Origin of the sequence: Clostridium sp., from assembly GCF_051278035.1 — a bacterium.
GTDB lineage: Bacteria > Bacillota > Clostridia > Clostridiales > Clostridiaceae > Clostridium_AD.
In genome coordinates, this window is sequence record NZ_JBNMNU010000011.1 from 1 (window position 1) to 22306 (window position 22306).

Here is a 22306-nt window from a genome sequence, read left to right on the forward strand (position 1 = left end):
TTTTTAGCACAAAAAAAGGCACTGAATTTTCAGTGCCTAATAGACAAAAATACCTAACTATTAATGCAATGAAAATTACCTTTTCATTACATAAATAGCTCTCCATAAAAAAATTATGGCAGTGATAGAAATACTACTTCCTATCCCCAAGAATATTTTTAAGAACCAAAATACTCTTTCGGCAAATAAATACTTCATTTTTGATATCGGATGTTCCTATCCTTAGCATTCAAAAACTACCTCTTTTTTTGCGCCTCTATCTATGCGAATTTATTTAATTTTACTGTTCATTTGTAATTTAATTATAATCCGTAAATAAATCAAAAGCAATACTATTTCAGAATATTAAATATATTTATTTTTCTACTGATTCTACTTCTTGTTCACCTATATTTGTATCTTCTTTAGTGAAATTACCTTTAAGATAATTTGGTAGTTCCATACCTGCTGACTTAAATACATCTTGTAGTGGTGGTACTGATTTTAACATGCCTGATAAAAAGTTTGCTGTAGTTGGGGTTCCATTACCATTTCCGCCCATCGTATCCCAAACAGTGATCTTATCAATTTTAATATTTTTAATAGCTTCCACTTGCAATGTAACAAGTTGCTCAATTTTATCAGTCATCATAAGCATTACTGCATTTTCTGCGCTATTGCCTGATGCTTCTACGATTTTCTTTAGACCTTCTGCTTGCTTAGTTAATATCTCCATGTTACCTTTAGCTTCTGATTCCATTCTAGCTAATGTTGCATCTGCTTCACCTTTGGCTATTCTTCTAATAGTCTCAGCTTTTGCCTCCGCATCAATTTCCACTCTTCTCTTTTCAATTTCAGCGTGAACTATTACGTCCGCTTCTTTTGTAGCTTTTTCTCTGTCCGCACGAGCTTTTTCTGCTAATTGCTCCGCTACATACGATTCTTCAAGAGCTTTAGCTGCTTGAACCTTTTGTGATGCATTTGATCTTCTATTTGCTTCTGCTTGTCTTTCCATTTTTTCTGCCTCGGAATTAGCAACAGTTATCTTAGCTAAATTTTCTCCTTCTATGGCCTTAGCATTAGCTGCTGATACTCTGACTCTTTCATCCTGCTTTGCATCTGCCTCGCCTATAGCACCATCTCTATTTTTTTCAGCCACAGTTTTCTTAGCATCATTTATAGCTTTAGCTGCTGCTTCTTTACCAAGAGCTTCTATGTATCCTGATTCATCTCTAATATCAGTAACATTAACGTTTATAAGCTTTAATCCTATCTTCTTAAGCTCTGATTCTACATTTTGCGAAACATTTATTAGAAATTTATCTCTATTAGAGTTTATTTCCTCAATATCCATAGTAGCAACAACGAGCCTTAATTGACCAAATATTATATCTTTGGCTAGTTCTTGGATTTCCTTAAGACCTAGCGCAAGTAGTCTCTCGGCTGCATTAGGCATAATGGATTCTTCTGTAGAAACACCTACTGTAAACCTAGAAGGCACATCCACTCTAATGTTTTGCTTACTAAGTGCATTTGTTAGGTTGACCTCTATAGATATAGGAGTTAAATCTAAAAACTGATAATTTTGTATTACAGGCCATATGAATGCTGCTCCACCATGTATACATTTAGCAGATCTAGATTCTCCATCTGTTCCTCTCCCTGTTTTACCGTAAACAACAAGAACTTTGTCTGATGGACATTTCTTATATCTTGCAAACACCGCAATCACTGTTATAAAAACAATTAAAACAATAATAATTGGCAAAATGATTCCATAAATACTTGACGTCATAATAATTCCTCCTTAAATTAATCTATTTTTTCCACGAGCAAGAGTTTATCTTCTGCAATGCTTATAACTACTACTTTACTTCCTGTAGGTATATCATCCCCATCTGTTACCGCATCAAGTGTTCTTAATGCACCTTGTACCACCACTTCCACTTTCCCAGATCCTTTTCTTCCTTTTGGAATAGTTAAATAAACTAGACCCTCTTTATTAATTGCGTTTTTTTTATTCATAGTTCCATCTTCTACGAACTTCGTTAGAAAATAATAGATGTAAGATACTATATACATCATAACAAAGCCTGAAATTAAGGCTATTAGGACCGTGAATATTTTACCTATACCTGATGTTGTTGCCACAATTCCAGTCCAGGAAAATACAGTAAAGAATGCTACTATACTTCTTATAGTAAATAACTTAAACTTGTACTTGAAGTCTAAAACTTCTCCTGCACTATCATTAATCTCTAGATCTATTATATCCTCTGGTATTTCATCCATAGTATCTTGGATATCGTCAATTATATCTCCATTATCACCTAGACCTAGTAATGTCATAATCATCTGTAAAATAAATACTGTCGTGGATGGAAACGCAAAAAACCAAAATATTCTTTCAAAATATCCAATAGTACTCCACCACTCTGACATATTACATCTCCTTTCCAGTTTTAAATAGTTACATTTTTAGCACAAATGCCCTAGTTATAATTATACATATATTCTTACTATTTTACAATGATATTATTCTTTCAAACCAAGAAGAAAATATTTCTTCTTCTTCGAAATCATTTTCTTTATAAATCTTTACTGCATTGTCATTAGAAGTAATTACTAAAAGTTTGATTTCATCTGAATTCTGCGCATATAACTTTTTAATGCATTTGGAAACTAATGCACTTCCCAATCCTTTTTTTTGATATTTAGGGGCAATTCCTAAGGTATTAACCCATCCTATATTTCCATCTATAGATAGCTCATATACCCCACATGCACTATTTTCGGCAAAACATATTCCTATCAAATCTTCATCATTTGCATATCGAACTATATAATCCTTTACTTCCACCTCATCTATAGTTGCTCCATTAGGACTATTTCTAAAAGATTCATTTTGTATATTCATATATTCAAGAGAATTCGAAAGAGAAAGTGGTTGGAGTTCTATTTTTCTATATGCCCCACCTATTTTGTCTACACATCTTTTATGTTTCATTATTACAGCATCATATATATGAGTAAAATTTATAGCTTTAATATATGGAATAAGATGCGTTTCACTTTCACGGATACCTATTTTCACACTTCTAGCAGTACAAGTTTTGCAATACTCCACTATTTTTTGCATTAGATAACATAAATTAACTTCAACATTTTCCCTTGAAACATAAACATCTGTAACAAACGCCTCCCCCTTAATGCTGATCTCCTTCGTTATTACAGCAGCACTTCCTATTATTCCGCCCTTGTGAAACAATATAAACACACTACTTCCATCATTGAAGGTATCACTTTCATATATATTATTCATTTCTATAAATGATTTATTATAAGTTAAATCAGTGTTTTTAATAAAATCGTATAACTCTTTTTTCTGTACAACAGCTAATAGTTCAAATTGTTTAATTTCCATAAGTCGTCATCTCCTTCTAAAAAAGGGCGATCAAAATGTTTTCACCTTTTGATTGCCCTTTTTACTATTTAAACCTTACATCTTGCATATTGAATAGCACTCTTTATTTCTCTTTTATTTTCATACATCCTATCATCAGCAATTTTTACCAACTGATTATAACTTTGTGCTTCCTGCGGGTAGCTTGCAATTCCATAGCTAAAACTACATTCAATCTCATTTCCTTCGAAACTAAATGGGTTGTTTTTTAATTGTTGCAATAGTTCATCAAGTTTTATATCTAAATTTTTTAAATTTGTACCCCAATATATAGCAATAAATTCATCTCCACCGTATCTAGCTAAAATATCAGAAGCCCGCACATTGTTTTTTAACTTGTTGGCGAATATTTTAATATACTTGTCTCCGGCTAAATGACCATAACTATCATTAACAATCTTAAGTCCATTTAGATCAAAAATAACCAACTGGAATTCCTCACTGTACCTAATTGCTTTATTAAAGTATAAATCAAAAATCTCCTCAAAATATCTTCTATTAAATATATTAGTTAACTTATCATATCTAGATAAATAAATTGTTTCTTCATACAATTTGTGTTTACTAATAGCTATTTCAATTTGACTTCTAAGATGCTCTAAACTTCCTAAGTCTTCATCACTAAATACATTGGTATAGTTGCTGTCTACATTAACCAGTCCATAAAGTTTGTTTTCAATCATGATAGGTGCACTAATACATGATTTCACATCATACAAATTTTTATCCTTAGAAATATTCACTAGTCTAATGCCCTGCAACTCATCAATATCATTAATAATAATTGTTTTCTCTATATTTCCATTGGTTTTTAACCATTGGAAGGAACGATCTAAGGGTATGCTAAAATCATTTGCTGCATCTATATCGTAACCTTTTGATGCAACAATTTTTAACACTTTATTTTCGTCCAAAATCAAAACACTACCAAATTTTGCATTTTTAATAATACCTATTGCTTTTTCTAGTATAAGTCCAAATAATTCATCTATGTTATTTATGACAGTGATAGATTGGCTTACTTTAAGCATAGCTTTGTTTAAATTTAATGCTCTTCTTATTTTTTTTTCAAACATCTTACGTTCTGTGATATCCAGCATAACTCCAACTAACCCCACAACTCTATTATCCTTATCTATAAGTGTAGCCTTATTAAATAACACATCATGTTCTTCGCCATTTGCATATTTCACCTTGGACTCATAAGACTGTTTCCCTCTGCTCTGCATCAATTCAAAGTTAGATTCATCATATATTTCCGTTGTTTTTTCTTTTATTATTTCATAATCTGTTTTATTAATAATTTGTTCCTTTTCAAGTCCCAAATATTGTTCAAAAGCTGTATTAAAAGCGATATATCCCCCATAGACATTCTTGCTAAATATTGGATTTGGTATTGTATCTAAGAGTATCCTCAGAAAATCATGTTCTTTTTTACTTTTCTTTAACATATCTTGTTCACGTCTTAAAGCAAAAATTAATAGTAATATTACTATTATGAACATAAAGATAACACCCACTAGTAGAAATTCACTTTTTACCCCCATTGTCCCATTTCCTTTTACACTTTCGACTTATATAAGATGCTAATTATCCAATTGCATTATATATTATTTCTCCTAAATAAGTACATATTATAATCATTAATATTGATAATACCATTTGAACTGTACCCTTGCTCAATGAAAATGAAAATTTTGTTTTATGTGCTTGGCTCACCGCATTTTTTTTAATGCCTACTTTATCACCACGATGTACTACTTTAAACCTAGGATAAATAACTTCATCTTTTAAATAAGCAACTATACATATAATTAGGAGAAAAATAGATATGATTTTTGTAATAGAGAAAAAATTTACATCCATAGAATAAGATATAAATAAAGCTATTGGCACAATAAAACCAATTAACATAGCTACTTTGTTAATAATTGATTTTGGTATAGTCCTTCGTCTATTTTTTGTGTTGCGTGGCCTGGACGTACTTTTCTTTTTCATAATAACCCTTCTTCCATATTTTTTTCCAAAAGTCTTAACGTTATTATAACAAATTTTTTTATATATTGTAAGCGAATCACTTTTAGTGTGCTTAATTTAATTGAAAAACAATTAAATTGTATATTCCTATGTCATCTAATATTGTTTGCTCTGAGATAAATTCTTCAGGAAATTGTTCCGCCAAAATTCGTTTAAACTTTTGAAGACTATCATTTGGAATTGCCTCCTTTTGGGGCAAAATATTTTCCTCTTTAAATAGAGTATTTTCTTTTAATTTATATATGTATTCATCACCTATAATGGTTAAATTATTTTTATCATCAAATTTAATATCCCCGCTTATATCACCACCTATATTTATCCTTTTTAAATCGCTTAATGATTTTCCATGACTATTAATTTTAGCTACATTTAGATAAGCAGTTACTTCACTATTTAATTCATTTTCATTTGCCACCCAACTTCTGAAGGCAAGTGATTTACCATCTTCCGATAGCACGCCATCGAGTATTTTTTCATTAACATCCTGGGATTCAAAAACTTTATTACCATTAATATATAAATTAGCACTGATTTGTGGGAATACATGAGGCGTATTACTATAAAGAATATTTTTTTTACTTATTGTGATATCTCTTACAGTCCCTACACAAGAAATAAGTTCTTTTCTGCTTTCAATATTATATACAGAATATCCTGAAGAGGATGGATTAATATGGCCCGTAAACAAAATATTTTCATTATCTATCCATTCCATATCAACTATTTGTTGAACATTTTTATTATCTATAACAATATCTGTAAACACTTCAGTTTTAATATCATAAACAGTTACATGTGGAGGATATACTGGCTCTCCTTTATTAAATTCCCTAAATATTAGTTTTGTGTTATCCGGCGAAATATTTAATAAATCCTTTGATTTTAAATTATCTCCTAACGATTCAATTTGTTCATTTATTTCATCATAAATATAAACATTATCATTTTTCTCAAAGGCAATTTTTGTAGTTTTGTTGGTTTCAATTTGTCCACCATCTTTAATTTCGCTATCTTTAGTTATTATATTTTGATCATTTTCGCTTATATTTTGCTCGTTTTTTATTATGTTTTTATTTGAACAAGCTATTAATGTCGATGTGCTTAAAGCTAAACACAAACCAATAATACATAGCTTGGAAACTTCCTTTTTTCTATTCTCATGGATACTCATAATTTTTCTCCTCAATGATAGTTGTAAAAATTATTATTTGTCATTTTTTTTACACATCTACTATTATACGTATAAAAAGAACAAAAGGACATCCTTTTTATTAAAAAAAGATGTCCTTTTGCTTCCTATTTTGTAAAAGCTTGTTCTATTGTTTTAGTTATGATTTTTTCATCTGTTAAATATGGTAATGTAATATGATCAACATCAGTATTTTTCTTATTATAATCTATACTTGTTTCTATTGAGTGAGGATTTCTAGCCCAAGCACGCCTAGCCACACCACCCATTACATCCCATGCTATTGAAGAATTTATAACACTATCGACTCTATCACTACCATCAAGTACAAGCCCAAACCCACCATTAATAGATTTGCCTATTCCTACTCCTCCACCGTTGTGAAGAGCGATTAAACTCATTCCTCTAGCAGCATTTCCTGCAAAACATTGCACCGCCATATCTGCCATTACATTACTACCATCTTTTATATTAGAAGTTTCTCTAAATGGAGAGTCGGTTCCACTTACATCATGGTGATCACGTCCTAGCATTATTGGCCCAACTTCTCCGGTTCTAACCATATTATTAAACTTAAGTGCAATATCTATTCTTCCCTGAGCATCCTGATAAAGTATTCTAGCTTCCGTACCAACCACTAATTTATTTTTTTCTGCATCTCTTATCCAAATATAATTATCTCTATCCTGCCCACGCCTCTTTGGATCAATACACCCCATAGCTGCCTTGTCAGTTTTAACTAAATCATCATGATTCCCACTTAAGCATACCCATCTAAAAGGTCCATAACCATAGTCAAAAAGCATTGGCCCCATTATATCTTCTACATAAGAAGGAAATATAAATCCATCTTTTTCATTTACACCATTTTTTGCTATTTCTATAGCTCCTGCATCATAAACAGCTTTCATAAATGCATTCCCATAATCAAAGAAATATGTTCCCCTAGCAACTATAATCTTAACTAATTCAAAATGTTTTATTAATGTTTTATCAACTAACTGTCTAAATTTTTCTCTATCTTCTTTTAATAAGTTTGTTCGCTGGTCAAATGTAACACCTTGTGGTGCATATCCTCCATCATATGGTGCATGACATGAAGTTTGATCTGATAATAAATCTATTTTTATGTTTTTATCTGCCACATATTGAAGTAGATCTACTATATTCCCATGATAGGCAATAGATATGCTCTCTTGTTTATCAACCTTCTCTGCCACAATTTCAAATATTTCCTTAAGGTTATCTGAGGCAATATTTACCCATCCCTGATCGAGCCTTGTTTTAATTCTAGAATAATCAACCTCTGCTATGATTCCAATTCCATTTGCTATTTCGATAGCTTTAGGCTGTGCTCCACTCATTCCTCCAAGCCCAGAAGTTATAAATGTTCTTCCTCTTAAATCTCCATCATCTGGTATTCCAAGTTTTAATCTACCTGCATTTAGCAGTGTATTAAAAGTTCCGTGTACTATGCCCTGTGGCCCTATGTACATCCATCCACCTGCCGTCATTTGACCATAGTTTGCAACTCCAAGCTGAGTTGCCTCGTGCCAATCCTTTGAATTATCAAACATGCCTATCATAAGCCCATTAGTTATAATAACTCTTGGTGCATTAATAGATGATTTAAAAAGTCCAAGTGGATGTCCTGACTCGAGTACTAGAGTCTGATCCTGAGTTAAATTTTCCAAATATTTTTTTATCAGTGTATACTGCATCCAATTTTGACACACTTGACCTGTTTCACCATAGGTAACTAACTCATAAGGATATAATGCTATATCTGAATTCAAATTATTATCAATCATTACTTGGAATGCTTTTCCCTCTATACAATTACCTTTATATTCATTTATAGGTTTTCCATAAATTCTGCCTTCTGGTTTAAAACGGTATCCATATATTCTTCCTTTAGTAATTAATTCTTCCATAAACTCTGGTGCCAGCTTTTCATGGTGTTTTTCTGGAACATACCTAAGTGCATTTTTAAGTGCAAGCTCCGCCTGCTGCTTTGAAAGAGTAAACCCTCTATCTGGCGCCCTTCTTATTCCTACTTCAAACTCAGTCACATTTGGTAATTCATCGTCTATTTTAATAGTCATAGCGTGTTCAATATCAAAATTATTAATCATATAAGCACTCTCCTGTATATAAATTTTAAAAATATAATCGTCCAATATGTTTATATCGTTGATAATAGCATTTTTACTATCTGTATATTTTATATATTCTTCGTTATTCATCATAATCCTTCAATTTCTTGTTCTTATCGTCCCTTAAATATTGTTTACACGTTAATACTTCATTATGCTACATCAACACAGATTAAAAAAATAATAAGATTTTTATATGATTAATCGTTACAATAATTGTAAACACTGTCAATATAGTAATGTTTAACTATTATATTTGCCATATCCATTATAAAATACACAATATTATTAAATATATCATAAATATCTTTTAAATTTAATATTTATGATATATAATATTTATGATATTATTACTAAAATAATCAATCATTAAGGAAGTGAATTAAGCTTGTTCAAAGACAAACGAATCCCTTATTTAAATCTAGTTCCTATAATTTTATTATCCCTTGTTTTGTTCAGAGTGGTAAATGATATTGGGCTACTAACTGATGGTATCAGTGTTTTTATATCATATATAAGCTCATTTATATGGGCATTCGGTATAGCTTATTTATTAAACCCAATAATGGTTGTTATTGAAAAGAATTTCCATACAAGGAGAGTCATCACTTTACTAATTATATATATATTTGTTTTAGGACTATTATATTTTAGTATCACTATACTGACTCCAAATATTGGTGATAGCGTTAGCGAGCTGGCCTCTTTAACTCCTGAATATGTACGTAAAACTCAAATTTGGTTTACTGAAAACATGGACAAAATTCAATTACTCGATAAATATGGTATAACCGAATACTTAGATGAAAATACCACTACTTTGCTTGCGAAGTTAAGTGATTATTTAAATGTTGGTATTAATGTAGCCTTTCTAACTGCCATAGGCTTTACCTCTTCTATTATGAAGTTTTTATTTGGATTTATTATTTCTATTTACCTTTTAAAGGATAAAGAAATTTTAATATTAAATGTAAAAAAATTGATTTATGCAATTTTAGTGAAAGAAAAGGCAAATAATTTTATAATATTCGGTGACGAAGTAAATAATATTTTTTCGAATTTTGTTATAGGAAAAACTATAGACTCACTTATTATTGCTCTTATGTGCTTTGTGGGACTTAGTATTTTCGGAGTACCTTATACCGTACTTATAAGCTTAATAATCGGAATTACGAATATGATTCCATATTTCGGTCCACTTATTGGAATGGTTCCCTGTTTTATTATCACTCTTTTTTATAGCCCTATAGCAGCCTTTTGGGTACTTGTATTCATTATTGCTCTTCAGCAATTTGATGGATTGTACTTAGGACCTAAAATACTTGGAAATTCTCTTGGTTTAAGTCCATTACTTATTATACTTGCCATACTCATAGGTGGTGGAGCCTTTGGCCTTCTCGGAATGTTCCTTGGCGCGCCAACACTCGCAGTTATTATATTACTAGCTAACAGATTCATTAACCGCAAACTCGAAGAAAAAAATATCAAATTATAATGGTTTACATATAAAAAAATGAAATGCAGGTATATACCTGCATTTCATTTTTTTCTCTGCTATCTCTCTCCGAGTTTTAAGTTTGGTATTGCATTAAGAGTTAATCCCGAAATTTCCCCTTTAATTAGTTCGAAATAAGCTGCACTCCCAATCATAGCTGCATTATCAGTGCAAAGTATCATTTCTGGAAACAAAACTTTAATGTTTTTCTTTTGCCCTTCTATTGTCATGGTCTCTCTAAGGCAAGAATTTGATGCAACGCCACCTGCTAATGTTATTTTATCTACACCTTTAATTATGCAAGCCTTCATAGCATTATTTACTAAGACACTAACCACTGCCTTTTGAAAAGATGCTGCCACATCTGGCACATTAATCTTTTCATTTTTCATATTCATTTTGTTCAGGTAATTTAGCACCGCTGATTTAACTCCACTAAACGAAAAGTCTAAGGTATCATCATGAAATTTAGCTTTTGGAAACACTATAGCATCTGGATTGCCCTCTTTTGCTATTTTATCTATTTTAGGACCACCAGGGTAACCAAGCCCAATAGCACGGGCTACCTTATCAAAGGCTTCTCCCGCCGCATCGTCCCTAGTTTGAGCCATAATTTCAAACTCACCATAGTCTTTCATATAGACAATAAATGTGTGTCCTCCTGAAACTACCAAACATACAAAGGGTGGTTTAAGCGTATTATATTGAATGAAATTAGCACTAATATGACCTTCTATATGGTTAACTCCTACTAGTGGTTTACCTGTTGCATACGCTAGACCCTTAGCGTATTGAACTCCCACAAGTAGCGCTCCTACAAGTCCTGGTCCGTAAGTTACTCCTATTGCATCTATGTCAGCTAATGTAACCTTAGCTTCATCTAACGCCTCTTTAACCACAGCACTTATTACTTCTATATGCTTTCTAGATGCTACTTCTGGCACAACACCCCCAAATTTTTCATGTATATTAATTTGTGATGCTATTACATTTGATAAAATCTCTCGACCATTCACAACTACCGCTGCCGCTGTCTCATCACAACTTGATTCTATTGCAAGTATTCTTATATCCTTTTCCATTGTTTTTACCACCTTTAGTATTGTTTATATAATTTTTTTATATTCATAAAACCATTCTAAATATGATTACATTATTAAAATGATAGTATCTATCAATTGTACAAATCAATTATACTTTATTAACTATAGCAATTCAAATTTTTTCTATGATATACTTGTGCATATGATTATAATTCAAAAGAAATTAATCAATCGTTACAACATATTTTACATATATTAAGGAGGTATTTATGAGTAACACCTACGCAAAAGTAATAATAAAAGGCTCCCCTATTACAAAATCTAATTTTAAACTTTCTAACATGAATGGCAGAGCTATTTTACCTTACAATACTGGTAAATACCATGATAGATATGCTTTATATGAAGAAGAGATAGCATATCAATGTAGAAGCCAGAATCCCAGCATTTTTTTAACGGAATCTCTTATTGCTATTTTAAAAGTATATTACAAAAGTATAAAAAGACATCCTGATACAACTAATATAACGAAAAGTATTTTCGATGGTATAGAGAAAAGTGGGCTTATAGTAAATGATGCCCAAGTTACGAGACTTATTATTGAAGAGTTCTATGACGCGAAAAATCCCAGATTTGAATTAGAACTTTTTGCTGAAAGTACATACACTCTAAATTATTCTATAATTAAAAAAGAAGAAGTAGATGAACCTATAAATTATAATCTACCATCTAATAAAAAAAATGTTATAGGTAGCAACGTAAATAAATCTAATCCTTTGAATGCTAATTGTTCTTCATCAAAACGTATATGTGAAATATGCGGTAAACAAGTTTTAAAGGATAATTGTCTCTCTGCGAACAAGGGCAAGACTACTTTATGTAAGACCTGTTTTAAAAAATTATTTTAAGTATAATCCCTTTATTTATATACATATTAACGGTAAATCTGGCTATGCTATTAATACGCCAACTACAAAATATGAAGGGAGATAATACTCATGAACAAAAATAAAAAGACTAAAAATAAAAAGGTTAATGAGGCTATAAGCAACATGAAAAATAGTACGAGTTTTGAATCTTTAAATAATATTACTAATGTTAATAAGGGAAAAGATAAAAATAATAATCATGAAGGCTTAAGTTAATATCCTCTAACCTAAATAAAGAAACGCATTAATAAAATTTTTATTTTATTAATGCGTTTCTTTTAAGTTCCAAAAATATTCTAGACTTAGTTTATTAAAATACTTATAGTACATACTTATATTTATGTTATACTATTATTAGAACAATTTATAGATAACATATAGAACAAATATTACATTATAGGAGGATTTATATGAGCACAGATATTAATATTGATTGGAATAATTTAGGTTTTGCATATACTAAAACAGATTTACGTTATGTTTCAAGATGGAAAGATGGAAAATGGGATGATGGAAAACTAGTTGAAGATAATAATATAACTATAAGTGAATCATCAACAGCCATTCACTATGGTCAGCAATGCTTTGAAGGCTTAAAAGCTTATCGTACAAAAGATGGTAAAATTCAACTGTTCAGACCAGATCAGAATGCCAAACGTATTAATGAAAGTTGTAACCGTATACTTATGCCAGAAATACCCGTTCAGAAATTTATTGATGCATGTATTCAAGTTGTTAAAGCAAATGAGGCTTTTGTTCCCCCATATGGAACTGGTGCAACACTTTATCTTAGGCCTTACTTAATAGGTATTGGTGATAATCTAGGAGTAAGATCCGCTCCCGAATTTTTATTCAGTGTATTCTGTTGTCCTGTAGGAGCTTATTTTAAAGGTGGACTTGCTCCAGTAAACTTTATAATTTCAGAGGACTACGATAGAGCAGCCCCTCATGGAACTGGTGCTGCAAAGGTAGGAGGAAATTATGCTGCAAGCCTTCTTGCTCATAAAAAAGCTACAGAAAAAGGCTTTGCAGATTGTATTTACCTTGACCCTGAAACTCATACTAAAATTGAAGAGGTTGGTGCTGCAAACTTCTTTGGAATTACAAATGATAATGTATTTGTAACTCCAAAATCGCCATCAATACTTCCTAGCATAACTAAATACTCACTAATGCATCTTGCAAAAGAATATTTACACCTCGAAGTACAAGAAAGAGATGTTTTAATAAATAATTTGATGGAATTCAAAGAAACTGGTGCATGTGGAACCGCTGCTGTGATTTCACCTATTGGTGGAATAGAATATAAAGGAGAGCTCACAGTTTTTCACAGTGAAACAGAAGTAGGGCCTGTTACCAAAAAACTTTATGATACTCTTTACGGAATTCAGTTTGGAGATGTAAAGGCCCCTGAAGGATGGATTGTAGAAGTTAAATAGTAAAAAAACACAACTTTCACCAGAAAGTTGTGTTTTTTATAGTTTTTATTCTTTACCTTTTAAATAACTATCGTCATTCTTTAAATAACTGTCATCACTTTTTAAATAACTATCATCAATTTTTAAGTTTCTAGTGTCAATGCTCAAACTATTGGTATCAATACTTGCAGTTTCTATTACTTTGTCAGTACTTGCAGTTTCGATTGCTTTGTCAATTCTTGTATCTGGTGAAACGGAAGACTTATTTTCTGTATAAGATATTTCTTCAGCTTGGTCTTTATTTACTAATTCAGATTCACTAACTTGATTTTTTTTATGTGAATAATGATTAGTAGTTATGCCTATCGCGTTATTCACATTATTAATTATATTTCTCTTAAGATTTATATATTGATCACTTTGGAGCAAACCATTTTTAAAACTATTTTTAATTACATCAAAATGAGTAAAATTATTGACTTGTAAGTTCTCAATTTCATTTTCTATCTTTTCAATCTCTAAAAGACTTTCCGCAATTAATTCAAATAAATTTTTCAATACCTCATTATTTTTAATTACCCCAGGAATTTTAACACTCAGAGTACTTTCTGTATTGGCAATAAGTTCATGGTCTTCTTTGCTTATTATTTCCAGCAATATATCAGGATGAATACTTATTAGTTGTCTAATATTACTATTCTCCAAAAATATTTTAATGGCTATTTCACTATTGCTTCTAACAACAAAATTATCACTTAAATCATCATACTCTGCTTTTATATCTTGCATATCAAAAAAATTAGGAAAATAATTGTTAAAATACTCTCCAAACATTTTAAATTTAAAACCATGCTTGTTTAAAAACACACAAGAAACTCTAGTATATACGATATTAGATCTGTTACCAGACTCACAAGTATCTAAAATAATAATCCAATTATGAAATTCTTTTATAACTTCATAATTTTTAAAAGTTAAATCTTTATTAGTAATAATTTTCGCCCCTATATCCTCACTAAGTATTTTCCAGATATCTTCATATGTTGGCCCAAATAATCTCATAAATATCATCTCCATTTATAGTTATTAACGTATATAAACTAATAATAACTTACTTTAAATGCTAATTCCACCATTTATTATTAAAAACAAAAAAACTCATGATTTATCATGAGTTTTTATACATTTTTTTATAGTATTCATCTAACATTCTTTCAACTGAGAATGCATAATTTGTACTTTTAATACTTTCTTTCATCATTTCTACCCATTTTTCTCTATTGTCATAGTAAGTAGTCATAACTCTATTTATTAAAGTATCATAAAGGGCCGCCGTATCATGTTTATCTAATTCCTCTGGAGTTAATTCATTAAGACTCACTGCATCTCCAAACTGCCATCCATTTATGCCATCATTACAAGCTTCTGGCCACCAACCATCTAAAATAGAGCAGTTAAGCACACCATTCATTGCAGCTTTCATTCCCGAGGTTCCACTTGCTTCTAAAGGTCTTCTTGGATTGTTTAACCATATATCTGATCCTCTAGTTAACATCCTCCCTATATTCATATCATAATTTTCTAAAAACACAACACTACTCGGATATTTCTTCATCATTATTACTAACTTTTCAACTATTTCTTTTCCGTTATCATCGAGTGGGTGGGCTTTTCCTGAGAATACAATTTGAACTTTTCCACTTTTAAGAAGTGGTGAAATAATCTCCTCATCAGTAAATATTAAATCACTTCTCTTATAAGGTGCCGCTCTTCTTGAGAATCCGATAAGTAGCTTATCTGCAGCTAGCTTCACACCTGTTCTTTCAGTAATAAATTCTATTAATTCTTTTTTAATATCTATGTGAGCCTCCCAAAGGTCTCCATCACAGTCATAAGCCTCAGTAATACGAGCATCTACCCAAGATGGTTTATGGATTCCATTAGTTATTCCAATAATTTCAGATCTTCCAGCCACGGTTTTCCACATTTTATTTGCAGTTTTCATGTGAAGTTGTGCTACAGCATTAGCCTTTCTTGAAAGTCTAAGTCCTGCTACCGTCATGTTAAATGGTTCTCCACCAAATCTAATCATTTGCTCTCTAGTTAATCCATTAAATGCTCCCATATATTCTAATTTTGAAACATCATGAGATTCATTACCTTCAACTATTGGAGTGTGAGTTGTAAATACTACTTCCTGGCGCGTTTTATTCCAAGCTTCCTCAAAACTACATCCTGATTGCATTTTTTCTTTTATGAGCTCTGTAGCAGCAAGCGCTGCATGTCCTTCATTAAAATGGTATACATCTATAGGGATATCTAGAGCTCTTAAAGCTTTTACTCCCCCTATACCTAGAACTATTTCTTGCGCGATTCGTTCTTCCCCAAACCACCCATATAACTGACCAGTTATCCAAGTATCACTGTTTTCTGGTATGTCAGTATCTAAAAGGTATAATGGAACATTGCCAAATTCCTCTAATTTCCAAATCTTACACACTACATCTAAATTTCTGATTTTAACTGTTACTTTTACGCCTGTATCTTCTAAAAAGTTATAGGTATAGTTATGATATGAATCATAAGCTTTCCCATTTTCATCTATGTGTTGTTCTGTATATCCTTGTTTCCACTTAAGTCCTATTCCCACTAGTGGAAGTTTTAAATCTTTGGCTCCTTTTAAATGGTCACCTGCAAGTATTCCTAGTCCACCTGCATAAGCTTTAAATTCTGAATTCAGTCCATATTCCATACAAAAATAGGCAACTTTTGGAAGATTATTGTTATCCATTAAATTTCCCCTCCTACATTCATCTTATATTCATTATACATATTTTTTTGTATTGGTGCAACCGATTGCACTAATATAAGTTTTCAAACTAGCCTTTATTTTTTATCCACAACCTAAAAATTGATTTTTTAGTTTTAAAACCATGATAACTTACCATATACTATATTAGTAATCTTTTGTAATTATTTCAATAAGGAGTTGTTTTAATATGCATTTGGGGTCCATTTTTAAACCTATAAAACATAAAATAAAATTTATTGTTTTATGTTTACTCTTAAGCCTAACTATATCAACCATAATGATTTACTCAATCATAAACAGTATTAAGAATGAACAAGCTATAACTTCTACTCTTATTACAGAACGATTAACAAAAATTTCAGAGCTTTCTACACTAAAATATAATTATTCTAATATAATAGCCCTAAAAAACAGTAAAAAGTTTAAAGATGTGCCCATTCCATTTACTGAAAAATCATTTTTTATAAAATATAGTGGCTATATAAAAGTTGGGGTAGATTTAAAAGATTTAGACATTGTGGTTGATGAAAAAGATGTTACCATAACTTTAAAAAATTCTAAAATACTTGATAATGTAATAAATAATGAAGATTTATTAGTATATGACGAAAAATCCTCAATGTTTAATAAACTCAGTATGCAGGATATTATAAGTGAAATAAGTAATGAAAAAATTATAATTGCAGAAGATTTATTAAAAAAAGGATTTTTAGATGAAGCTAACAATAATGCCAAATTACTTTTAAAGGTCTTTCTATTAGATATGGGTTTTAAAAATGTTACAATAGTTTTCAAATAAGTATACTCTAAATAATAAAAAGCAGAAAACGATATGTTTTTCTGCTTTTTAATATTCATTTTACTAGTAGATGGCAAGAACATTAAACAAATAACAAGTCTTAATGATAATTTTTTTAATGTACTTAATTAATATTATACATTTAATTTCACATAAATAACATTGTAACATAATACAATTATTGCTATATTTTCATTGTATTCTACCAAATCAGCAAATTAATATCCACCAGATGAACCACCACCACTTGAGGATCCACCACCGAACCCTCCAAAACCACCACTTCCACCATTTCTACCATTTCTTCCGCCACGTCCAAAAATAGCACTCCAAAATAACACTTTAATCATGAATCTAGTTATTCTTCCCTTATTAAAAATAAAATCCAGAATCATTATCACAATAACTCCTATTATTAAAAATCCATTTCCGCTTTTAGATGAGCTTGAATTTTCTATTTTCTCAGCATATTTCGGAACATTTATGTTCTTGTCTAATGTTACTGAATATTCTTTGGCTATATTATCTGATAAAACCGAGTATGCCTCCCTAAGTCCAATTCCATATTGGCTTTGTTTGAATTTTGGCACTGCAAATTCATTCATAACTCTTGAGGAGTATATATCCGTAACAGCACCCTCTAGACCTGTACCTACCTCTACTCTCCACTTCCTCTCATTTATCGACAATAAAATTAATAGCCCATTATTTTTATCGTTTTGCCCAATACCCCACTCTCTAAATATGCCATTGGCGTAAGTTTCTATTGGTTCACCCTCAAGTGTATCGATAACTACAACAATCGCTTGTGATCCTGTTTTATCCTCTAATTCCTTACCTACTGACATAATATATTGCGCTGATTCAGCATCTATCTCGCCCACATAATCGTTAATATATTTTGATGCTGTGGGACTCGGAAATTTAACCTCTGCATTAGCTAAGTTAACAGATACTATTGAACTTAATATAAACGTACTTAGCATGGCTACAGAAAAGTTCTTCATATTTATTATTCTCTTTACATGCTTACTACTTATGCTATTGCAAATTTTACTGATAAATTTTATTTTATAAATTTTCATATTTTACTCCTATTTACTAAAGTCAACTTTTGGTAATTCTTTAGCAGATTCACTAGCTTTATAATATTCTTTTTCTTCGAACCTAAAAGTTCCTGCAATAATAGAACCGGGGAATTTTTTAATTGTAGTGTTATAATTATCAACACTTTTATTATAATCCTGCCTTGCTGTACCTATTCTATTTTCTGTACCTTCCAGTGCTACGGTCAAATCTCTGAAATTTTGACTAGATTTCAAATCTGGATATCTTTCTACAATTACTAATAGCCTTGAAAGCGCGGATCCAAGTTCACTATCCGCCTCCGCTTTATCACCTACGGTTTCTGCACCAGAAAGTTTGGCCCTGGCTTCCGCTATTTGTATAAATATTTCTTTTTCTTGAGATGCGTAGCCTTTTACTGTTTCAACCAAATTAGGAATTAAATCTGACCTTCTTTGGAGTTGTGCGTCTATGTTCCCTTCTGATACCTTTACGTTTTGGTCTAGACTAACCATCTTATTGTAGCCACCAACAATAGGCATTGTTATAATTAAAAATACTGCAATAACAATGGCAACGGTCCTTTGTGTTTTATTCATATCTATACCACCTTTCTATTTTATAAAATGTATTTACCACTAATTTCAGCTTATAATTAATTCAATCTCATCCTTATAATATATTTATGAATTTTATAAGGATACTATACTAATTTGCTATTTATTCTTTGAAATTATGTATCAACTAAAATTATATTTGTCAAAATAAAAAAAATGATTTCTATTTAATATAGAAATCATCCTCTTATGCCTTAGCCACAATGATGTCAAAGGTTTTTTTTATATATTCATCTGTTTTACAATTACCGAGTTTATTATTCATTCTCCTTAGAAGTGAATTTAGTTTTATTAGTTTATCCAAATTTATATCTTTTAGTTCTTTAAAAATCAACATGCTTTTTTGATTTTTAACAAAATCATCAATTATGAGTTTCTCACCTTCCCCTGTTATATCTAAATAAATGGCATTTTTGATTGTTGCTTTTTCTTTACAAATAAATTTCTTACTTTCTAAATTCTTTACTATTACATGTACTGTAGATGGTGACCAAAAACTAATTTCACTTAATCCACTTGATGTTATTCCCGGAAATGCATCAATTATCCACAGCGCTCTCAGTTGTGCATAGGTCACATTAAACTTCTTAAGCGGTTCATTATGGCTACTTTTAACAGTTAATATAAATGTTCTTAAAAAATTATATATACTAATTATCTTCTTTATTATGCTAACTTTATCCTTGTTAAAATTTTCTAAATCAATCTTTAAATTCATTTCATTAATCTTATTAATATATTCAAAAATAAATTGTTTCTCTTCTTTTATAATAATTTCAGTAAAAATCTCTATAATAAAATCTAATTCACTATGTGAAAATAAACCTATCAAGTCAAAAAGAAAGAATTTTTTTTCCTTATCTTGCTTGTTGATATTAATAAAATATTTACCGATTTCTGTTAATTGAAATTTATATAACTTTTTATTTATAGCTTCTTCTTTTAAAATTAACTCCTTATCCATTAAGATTTTGATCATATTACTTACAGTAGGTGAAGACCAACATCCAATCCTTGCAACATTACTAAGTGAAATTCCTGGAAAGGCTTTAATAATCCACAGAATTCTAAGTTGAGGAAGCGTTATACCAGAAGTCTCCACCGTCCTTGCATAATTAGATTCTATTTTCAAAAATGCATATCTTGATAAATTATATAGTGAATGTATATTAAATAAATACAGGTTTTTATCCATAACATATCCCCTTACATGATTTTCAACATTTACATGATTATTGTTTTCATATGCTAATTCATCACTCAATAGATTGTACCAAAAAAATAATATCATATCAACAAAAGGATTTTATAATATGAAAAGGACATATCGTACATTGTTTTTTCTATTGTAATATGATATTATTAAATACGTTATATAGTATTAAATATTATATACTAGGAAATATTTTATTAAAGATATAATGTTAAAAACTAACATATAAGAAGTTATGAATTTAAAAATAATTTTGTTCAAGTAAAATAATACTTGAATTACTTTTATTTTTAACATTCGAATGCTAATTAAAGTTAAGGAGTGAAATTTATGTTTGTCCCAAAACTAATTACTTGTTTGAAAAACTATTCTAAAGATCAATTTATTAAAGATTTTATAGCTGGTATCATTGTAGCTATCATAGCTCTCCCATTATCCATTGCCCTAGCTATTGCTTCGGGTGTATCTCCCGAAAAAGGACTTTATACAGCAATTGTTGGTGGTTTTGTGGTATCTCTCCTTGGCGGAAGCAGAGTTCAAATTGGCGGTCCTACCGGTGCTTTTGTAGTTATTGTAGCTGGCATCGTCCAGAAGTTTGGTATTGATGGCCTAATCATAGCCACTATCCTTGCTGGTATTTTCCTAGTAATAATGGGTGCTCTAAAATTTGGCGGTATGTTGAAATACATTCCCTACCCTATTACCACCGGATTTACAAGCGGTATCGCAATTATTATTTTTTCCACTCAAATTAAAGATTTCTTTGGGCTAACCATGAAAAACGTACCCTCCGAATTCATTCCTAAATGGATTGCTTATTTGGGTAGTTTTAGCAGTTTAAATATGCAAAGTATGCTTATTGGTACTCTTTCACTTGCAATAATTATATTTTGGCCTAAGATAAATAAAAAAGTTCCAGGAACGCTTATCGCAATAGTAGTAGCTACTGTATTAACGCTTTTATTTAATTTAAATATTGAAACCATTGGAAGTCGTTTTGGTAATATTTCAAGTGCATTGCCTAGTATTTCTATTCCTCATACTTCTTTTAGTATGATTAAACAGTTAATGCTTCCAGCACTAACCATTGCAATTTTAGGTTCAATAGAGTCTTTACTATCTGCAGTAGTTGCTGATGGTATGATTGGTGGTTCACATCGTTCTAACATGGAACTTGTAGGACAAGGCGTAGCTAATATATTCTCTGGTCTTGCAGGAGGCATTCCTGTAACTGGTGCTATAGCAAGAACTGCTGCTAATGTGAAAAACGGTGGTAGAACCCCTGTTTCAGGGATTGTTCATGCGCTGACCCTACTCATAATACTCCTAATATTTATGCCATATGTAAAGCTTGTACCTATGTCAGCTTTGGCTGCAATATTAATTGTAGTTTCTTACAATATGGGTGAATGGGAATCATTCCAACAAATATTAAAAGCTCCTAAAAGTGACGCACTTGTTCTTTTGGTTACTTTTTCTCTAACAATATTCTTTGATTTAGTAATTGCTATTGGAATAGGCTTAGTGCTTGCATCATTGCTGTTTATGAGAAGAATGGCAGATGTTTCTGATGTGAGATATATTCTTGATGAACATGAAGATAAAGATCAAATAGAGCTTATAGATAGCATCAAAACCCCTGAAAATGTATCTGTATACGAAATTAATGGACCTTTCTTCTTTGGTGCGGCAGATAAATTTATGCATGCAGTTAGAGAACTCGGCATTCCTACTAAAATTTTGATTATAAAAATGTCCAACGTGCCTGCTATTGACGCTACCGGATATCATGGTTTAGAAATGCTTTATGAACTCTGTAAAAAGCATCACACGGAATTAATAATTTTAAACCTTCAAGATCAGCCACTTAATGCACTTTCCAAATATGGATTTATAGATCTTTTAGGAAAAGAAAATTTCTGTACTAATGTTGAGAAAGCTATTGATAGAGCTAATTACTTACTAACAAAGTAAAATTAAGTACAATAGTATATTTAAAATAGTAAAAGGTAGACTGGTTTATACCAGTCTACCTTTTACTATTTAATAAAAATATATTTATATTAATACAATATTCTATAATAATGT

General features: G+C 30.7%; 19 protein-coding genes and 1 riboswitch. Of the genes, 6 read left to right on the forward strand and 13 right to left on the reverse strand.

Annotated features, from left to right (window positions below; translation table 11 throughout):
• Positions 1–87 precede the first annotated feature (87 nt).
• Positions 88–267, reverse strand: a riboswitch (Lysine riboswitch).
• A gap of 88 nt (positions 268–355) precedes the next feature.
• The 7 genes from ACJAX4_RS03085 to ACJAX4_RS03115 all read right to left on the reverse strand — a co-directional run bounded on the left by ACJAX4_RS03085 (position 356) and on the right by ACJAX4_RS03115 (position 8806).
• Entirely contained in the window at positions 356–1774 is a 1419-nt protein-coding gene (locus ACJAX4_RS03085) for a flotillin family protein (RefSeq protein WP_435787988.1), read from the reverse strand.
• A 17-nt stretch (positions 1775–1791) separates the two neighbouring features.
• On the reverse strand, positions 1792–2421 hold the full coding sequence (locus ACJAX4_RS03090) for a hypothetical protein (protein ID WP_435787989.1): 630 nt from the start codon (positions 2419–2421) through the stop codon (positions 1792–1794).
• A gap of 82 nt (positions 2422–2503) precedes the next feature.
• Positions 2504–3403 carry a GNAT family N-acetyltransferase gene (locus tag ACJAX4_RS03095; RefSeq protein WP_435787990.1) on the reverse strand — a complete coding sequence of 300 codons (900 nt, stop codon included), beginning with the start codon at positions 3401–3403 and terminating at the stop codon, positions 2504–2506.
• Between the two features lie 68 nt (positions 3404–3471).
• Positions 3472–4947: a sensor domain-containing diguanylate cyclase gene (locus ACJAX4_RS03100; RefSeq protein WP_435787991.1), complete on the reverse strand. Its 1476-nt coding sequence runs from the start codon at positions 4945–4947 to the stop codon at positions 3472–3474.
• 85 nt (positions 4948–5032) lie between these two features.
• On the reverse strand, positions 5033–5440 hold the full coding sequence (locus ACJAX4_RS03105; RefSeq protein WP_435787992.1) for a hypothetical protein: 408 nt from the start codon (positions 5438–5440) through the stop codon (positions 5033–5035).
• A 91-nt stretch (positions 5441–5531) separates the two neighbouring features.
• Positions 5532–6653 carry a hypothetical protein gene (locus ACJAX4_RS03110; RefSeq protein ID WP_435787993.1) on the reverse strand — a complete coding sequence of 374 codons (1122 nt, stop codon included), beginning with the start codon at positions 6651–6653 and terminating at the stop codon, positions 5532–5534.
• A 125-nt stretch (positions 6654–6778) separates the two neighbouring features.
• The gene (locus tag ACJAX4_RS03115) at positions 6779–8806 is read right to left on the reverse strand and encodes a urocanate hydratase (protein ID WP_435787994.1); all 2028 of its coding nucleotides are present in this window, start codon (positions 8804–8806) and stop codon (positions 6779–6781) included.
• 409 nt (positions 8807–9215) lie between these two features.
• On the opposite strand from ACJAX4_RS03115, the gene ACJAX4_RS03120 reads away from it, so the two are divergent.
• Positions 9216–10322 (forward strand): AI-2E family transporter, encoded by a 1107-nt coding sequence (locus ACJAX4_RS03120; RefSeq protein WP_435787995.1) that lies wholly within the window; start codon positions 9216–9218, stop codon positions 10320–10322.
• 59 nt (positions 10323–10381) lie between these two features.
• Here the strand turns inward: ACJAX4_RS03120 and tsaD are convergent, their stop codons facing one another.
• Positions 10382–11404, reverse strand: coding sequence for a tRNA (adenosine(37)-N6)-threonylcarbamoyltransferase complex transferase subunit TsaD (tsaD, locus tag ACJAX4_RS03125; protein ID WP_435787996.1), 1023 nt, complete (start codon positions 11402–11404; stop codon positions 10382–10384).
• Positions 11405–11634: 230 nt separating this feature from the next.
• Between tsaD and ACJAX4_RS03130 the strand changes: the two genes are divergently transcribed.
• From ACJAX4_RS03130 to ACJAX4_RS03140, 3 genes are all read left to right on the forward strand, one after another.
• Positions 11635–12273: a RusA family crossover junction endodeoxyribonuclease gene (locus ACJAX4_RS03130; protein ID WP_435787997.1), complete on the forward strand. Its 639-nt coding sequence runs from the start codon at positions 11635–11637 to the stop codon at positions 12271–12273.
• Positions 12274–12363: 90 nt separating this feature from the next.
• A complete protein-coding gene (locus ACJAX4_RS03135) occupies positions 12364–12510 on the forward strand; it encodes a hypothetical protein (protein WP_435787998.1) in 147 nt (48 codons plus the stop codon).
• Positions 12511–12704: 194 nt separating this feature from the next.
• Positions 12705–13733, forward strand: a complete 1029-nt coding sequence (locus ACJAX4_RS03140; RefSeq protein WP_435787999.1) for a branched-chain amino acid aminotransferase — start codon at positions 12705–12707, stop codon at positions 13731–13733.
• Between the two features lie 45 nt (positions 13734–13778).
• Here the strand turns inward: ACJAX4_RS03140 and ACJAX4_RS03145 are convergent, their stop codons facing one another.
• Both ACJAX4_RS03145 and glgP read right to left on the reverse strand, forming a co-directional pair.
• Positions 13779–14774, reverse strand: a complete 996-nt coding sequence (locus tag ACJAX4_RS03145) for a hypothetical protein (RefSeq protein WP_435788000.1) — start codon at positions 14772–14774, stop codon at positions 13779–13781.
• 106 nt (positions 14775–14880) lie between these two features.
• On the reverse strand, positions 14881–16503 hold the full coding sequence (gene glgP / locus ACJAX4_RS03150; protein WP_435788001.1) for an alpha-glucan family phosphorylase: 1623 nt from the start codon (positions 16501–16503) through the stop codon (positions 14881–14883).
• A 208-nt stretch (positions 16504–16711) separates the two neighbouring features.
• Here glgP and ACJAX4_RS03155 point away from each other — a divergent pair, with 208 nt between their 5' ends.
• Positions 16712–17323, forward strand: a complete 612-nt coding sequence (locus tag ACJAX4_RS03155; RefSeq protein ID WP_435788002.1) for a DUF4230 domain-containing protein — start codon at positions 16712–16714, stop codon at positions 17321–17323.
• A gap of 218 nt (positions 17324–17541) precedes the next feature.
• Here ACJAX4_RS03155 and ACJAX4_RS03160 read toward each other — a convergent pair whose 3' ends face one another.
• From ACJAX4_RS03160 to ACJAX4_RS03170, 3 genes are all read right to left on the reverse strand, one after another.
• On the reverse strand, positions 17542–18408 hold the full coding sequence (locus ACJAX4_RS03160) for a TPM domain-containing protein (RefSeq protein WP_435788003.1): 867 nt from the start codon (positions 18406–18408) through the stop codon (positions 17542–17544).
• A gap of 9 nt (positions 18409–18417) precedes the next feature.
• Positions 18418–18987: a LemA family protein gene (locus tag ACJAX4_RS03165; RefSeq protein ID WP_435788004.1), complete on the reverse strand. Its 570-nt coding sequence runs from the start codon at positions 18985–18987 to the stop codon at positions 18418–18420.
• 205 nt (positions 18988–19192) lie between these two features.
• Positions 19193–20200, reverse strand: coding sequence for a MarR family transcriptional regulator (locus ACJAX4_RS03170; RefSeq protein ID WP_435788005.1), 1008 nt, complete (start codon positions 20198–20200; stop codon positions 19193–19195).
• A gap of 348 nt (positions 20201–20548) precedes the next feature.
• Here ACJAX4_RS03170 and ACJAX4_RS03175 point away from each other — a divergent pair, with 348 nt between their 5' ends.
• Positions 20549–22192, forward strand: coding sequence for a SulP family inorganic anion transporter (locus ACJAX4_RS03175; protein WP_435788006.1), 1644 nt, complete (start codon positions 20549–20551; stop codon positions 22190–22192).
• The last annotated feature ends 114 nt before the right edge of the window (positions 22193–22306 follow it).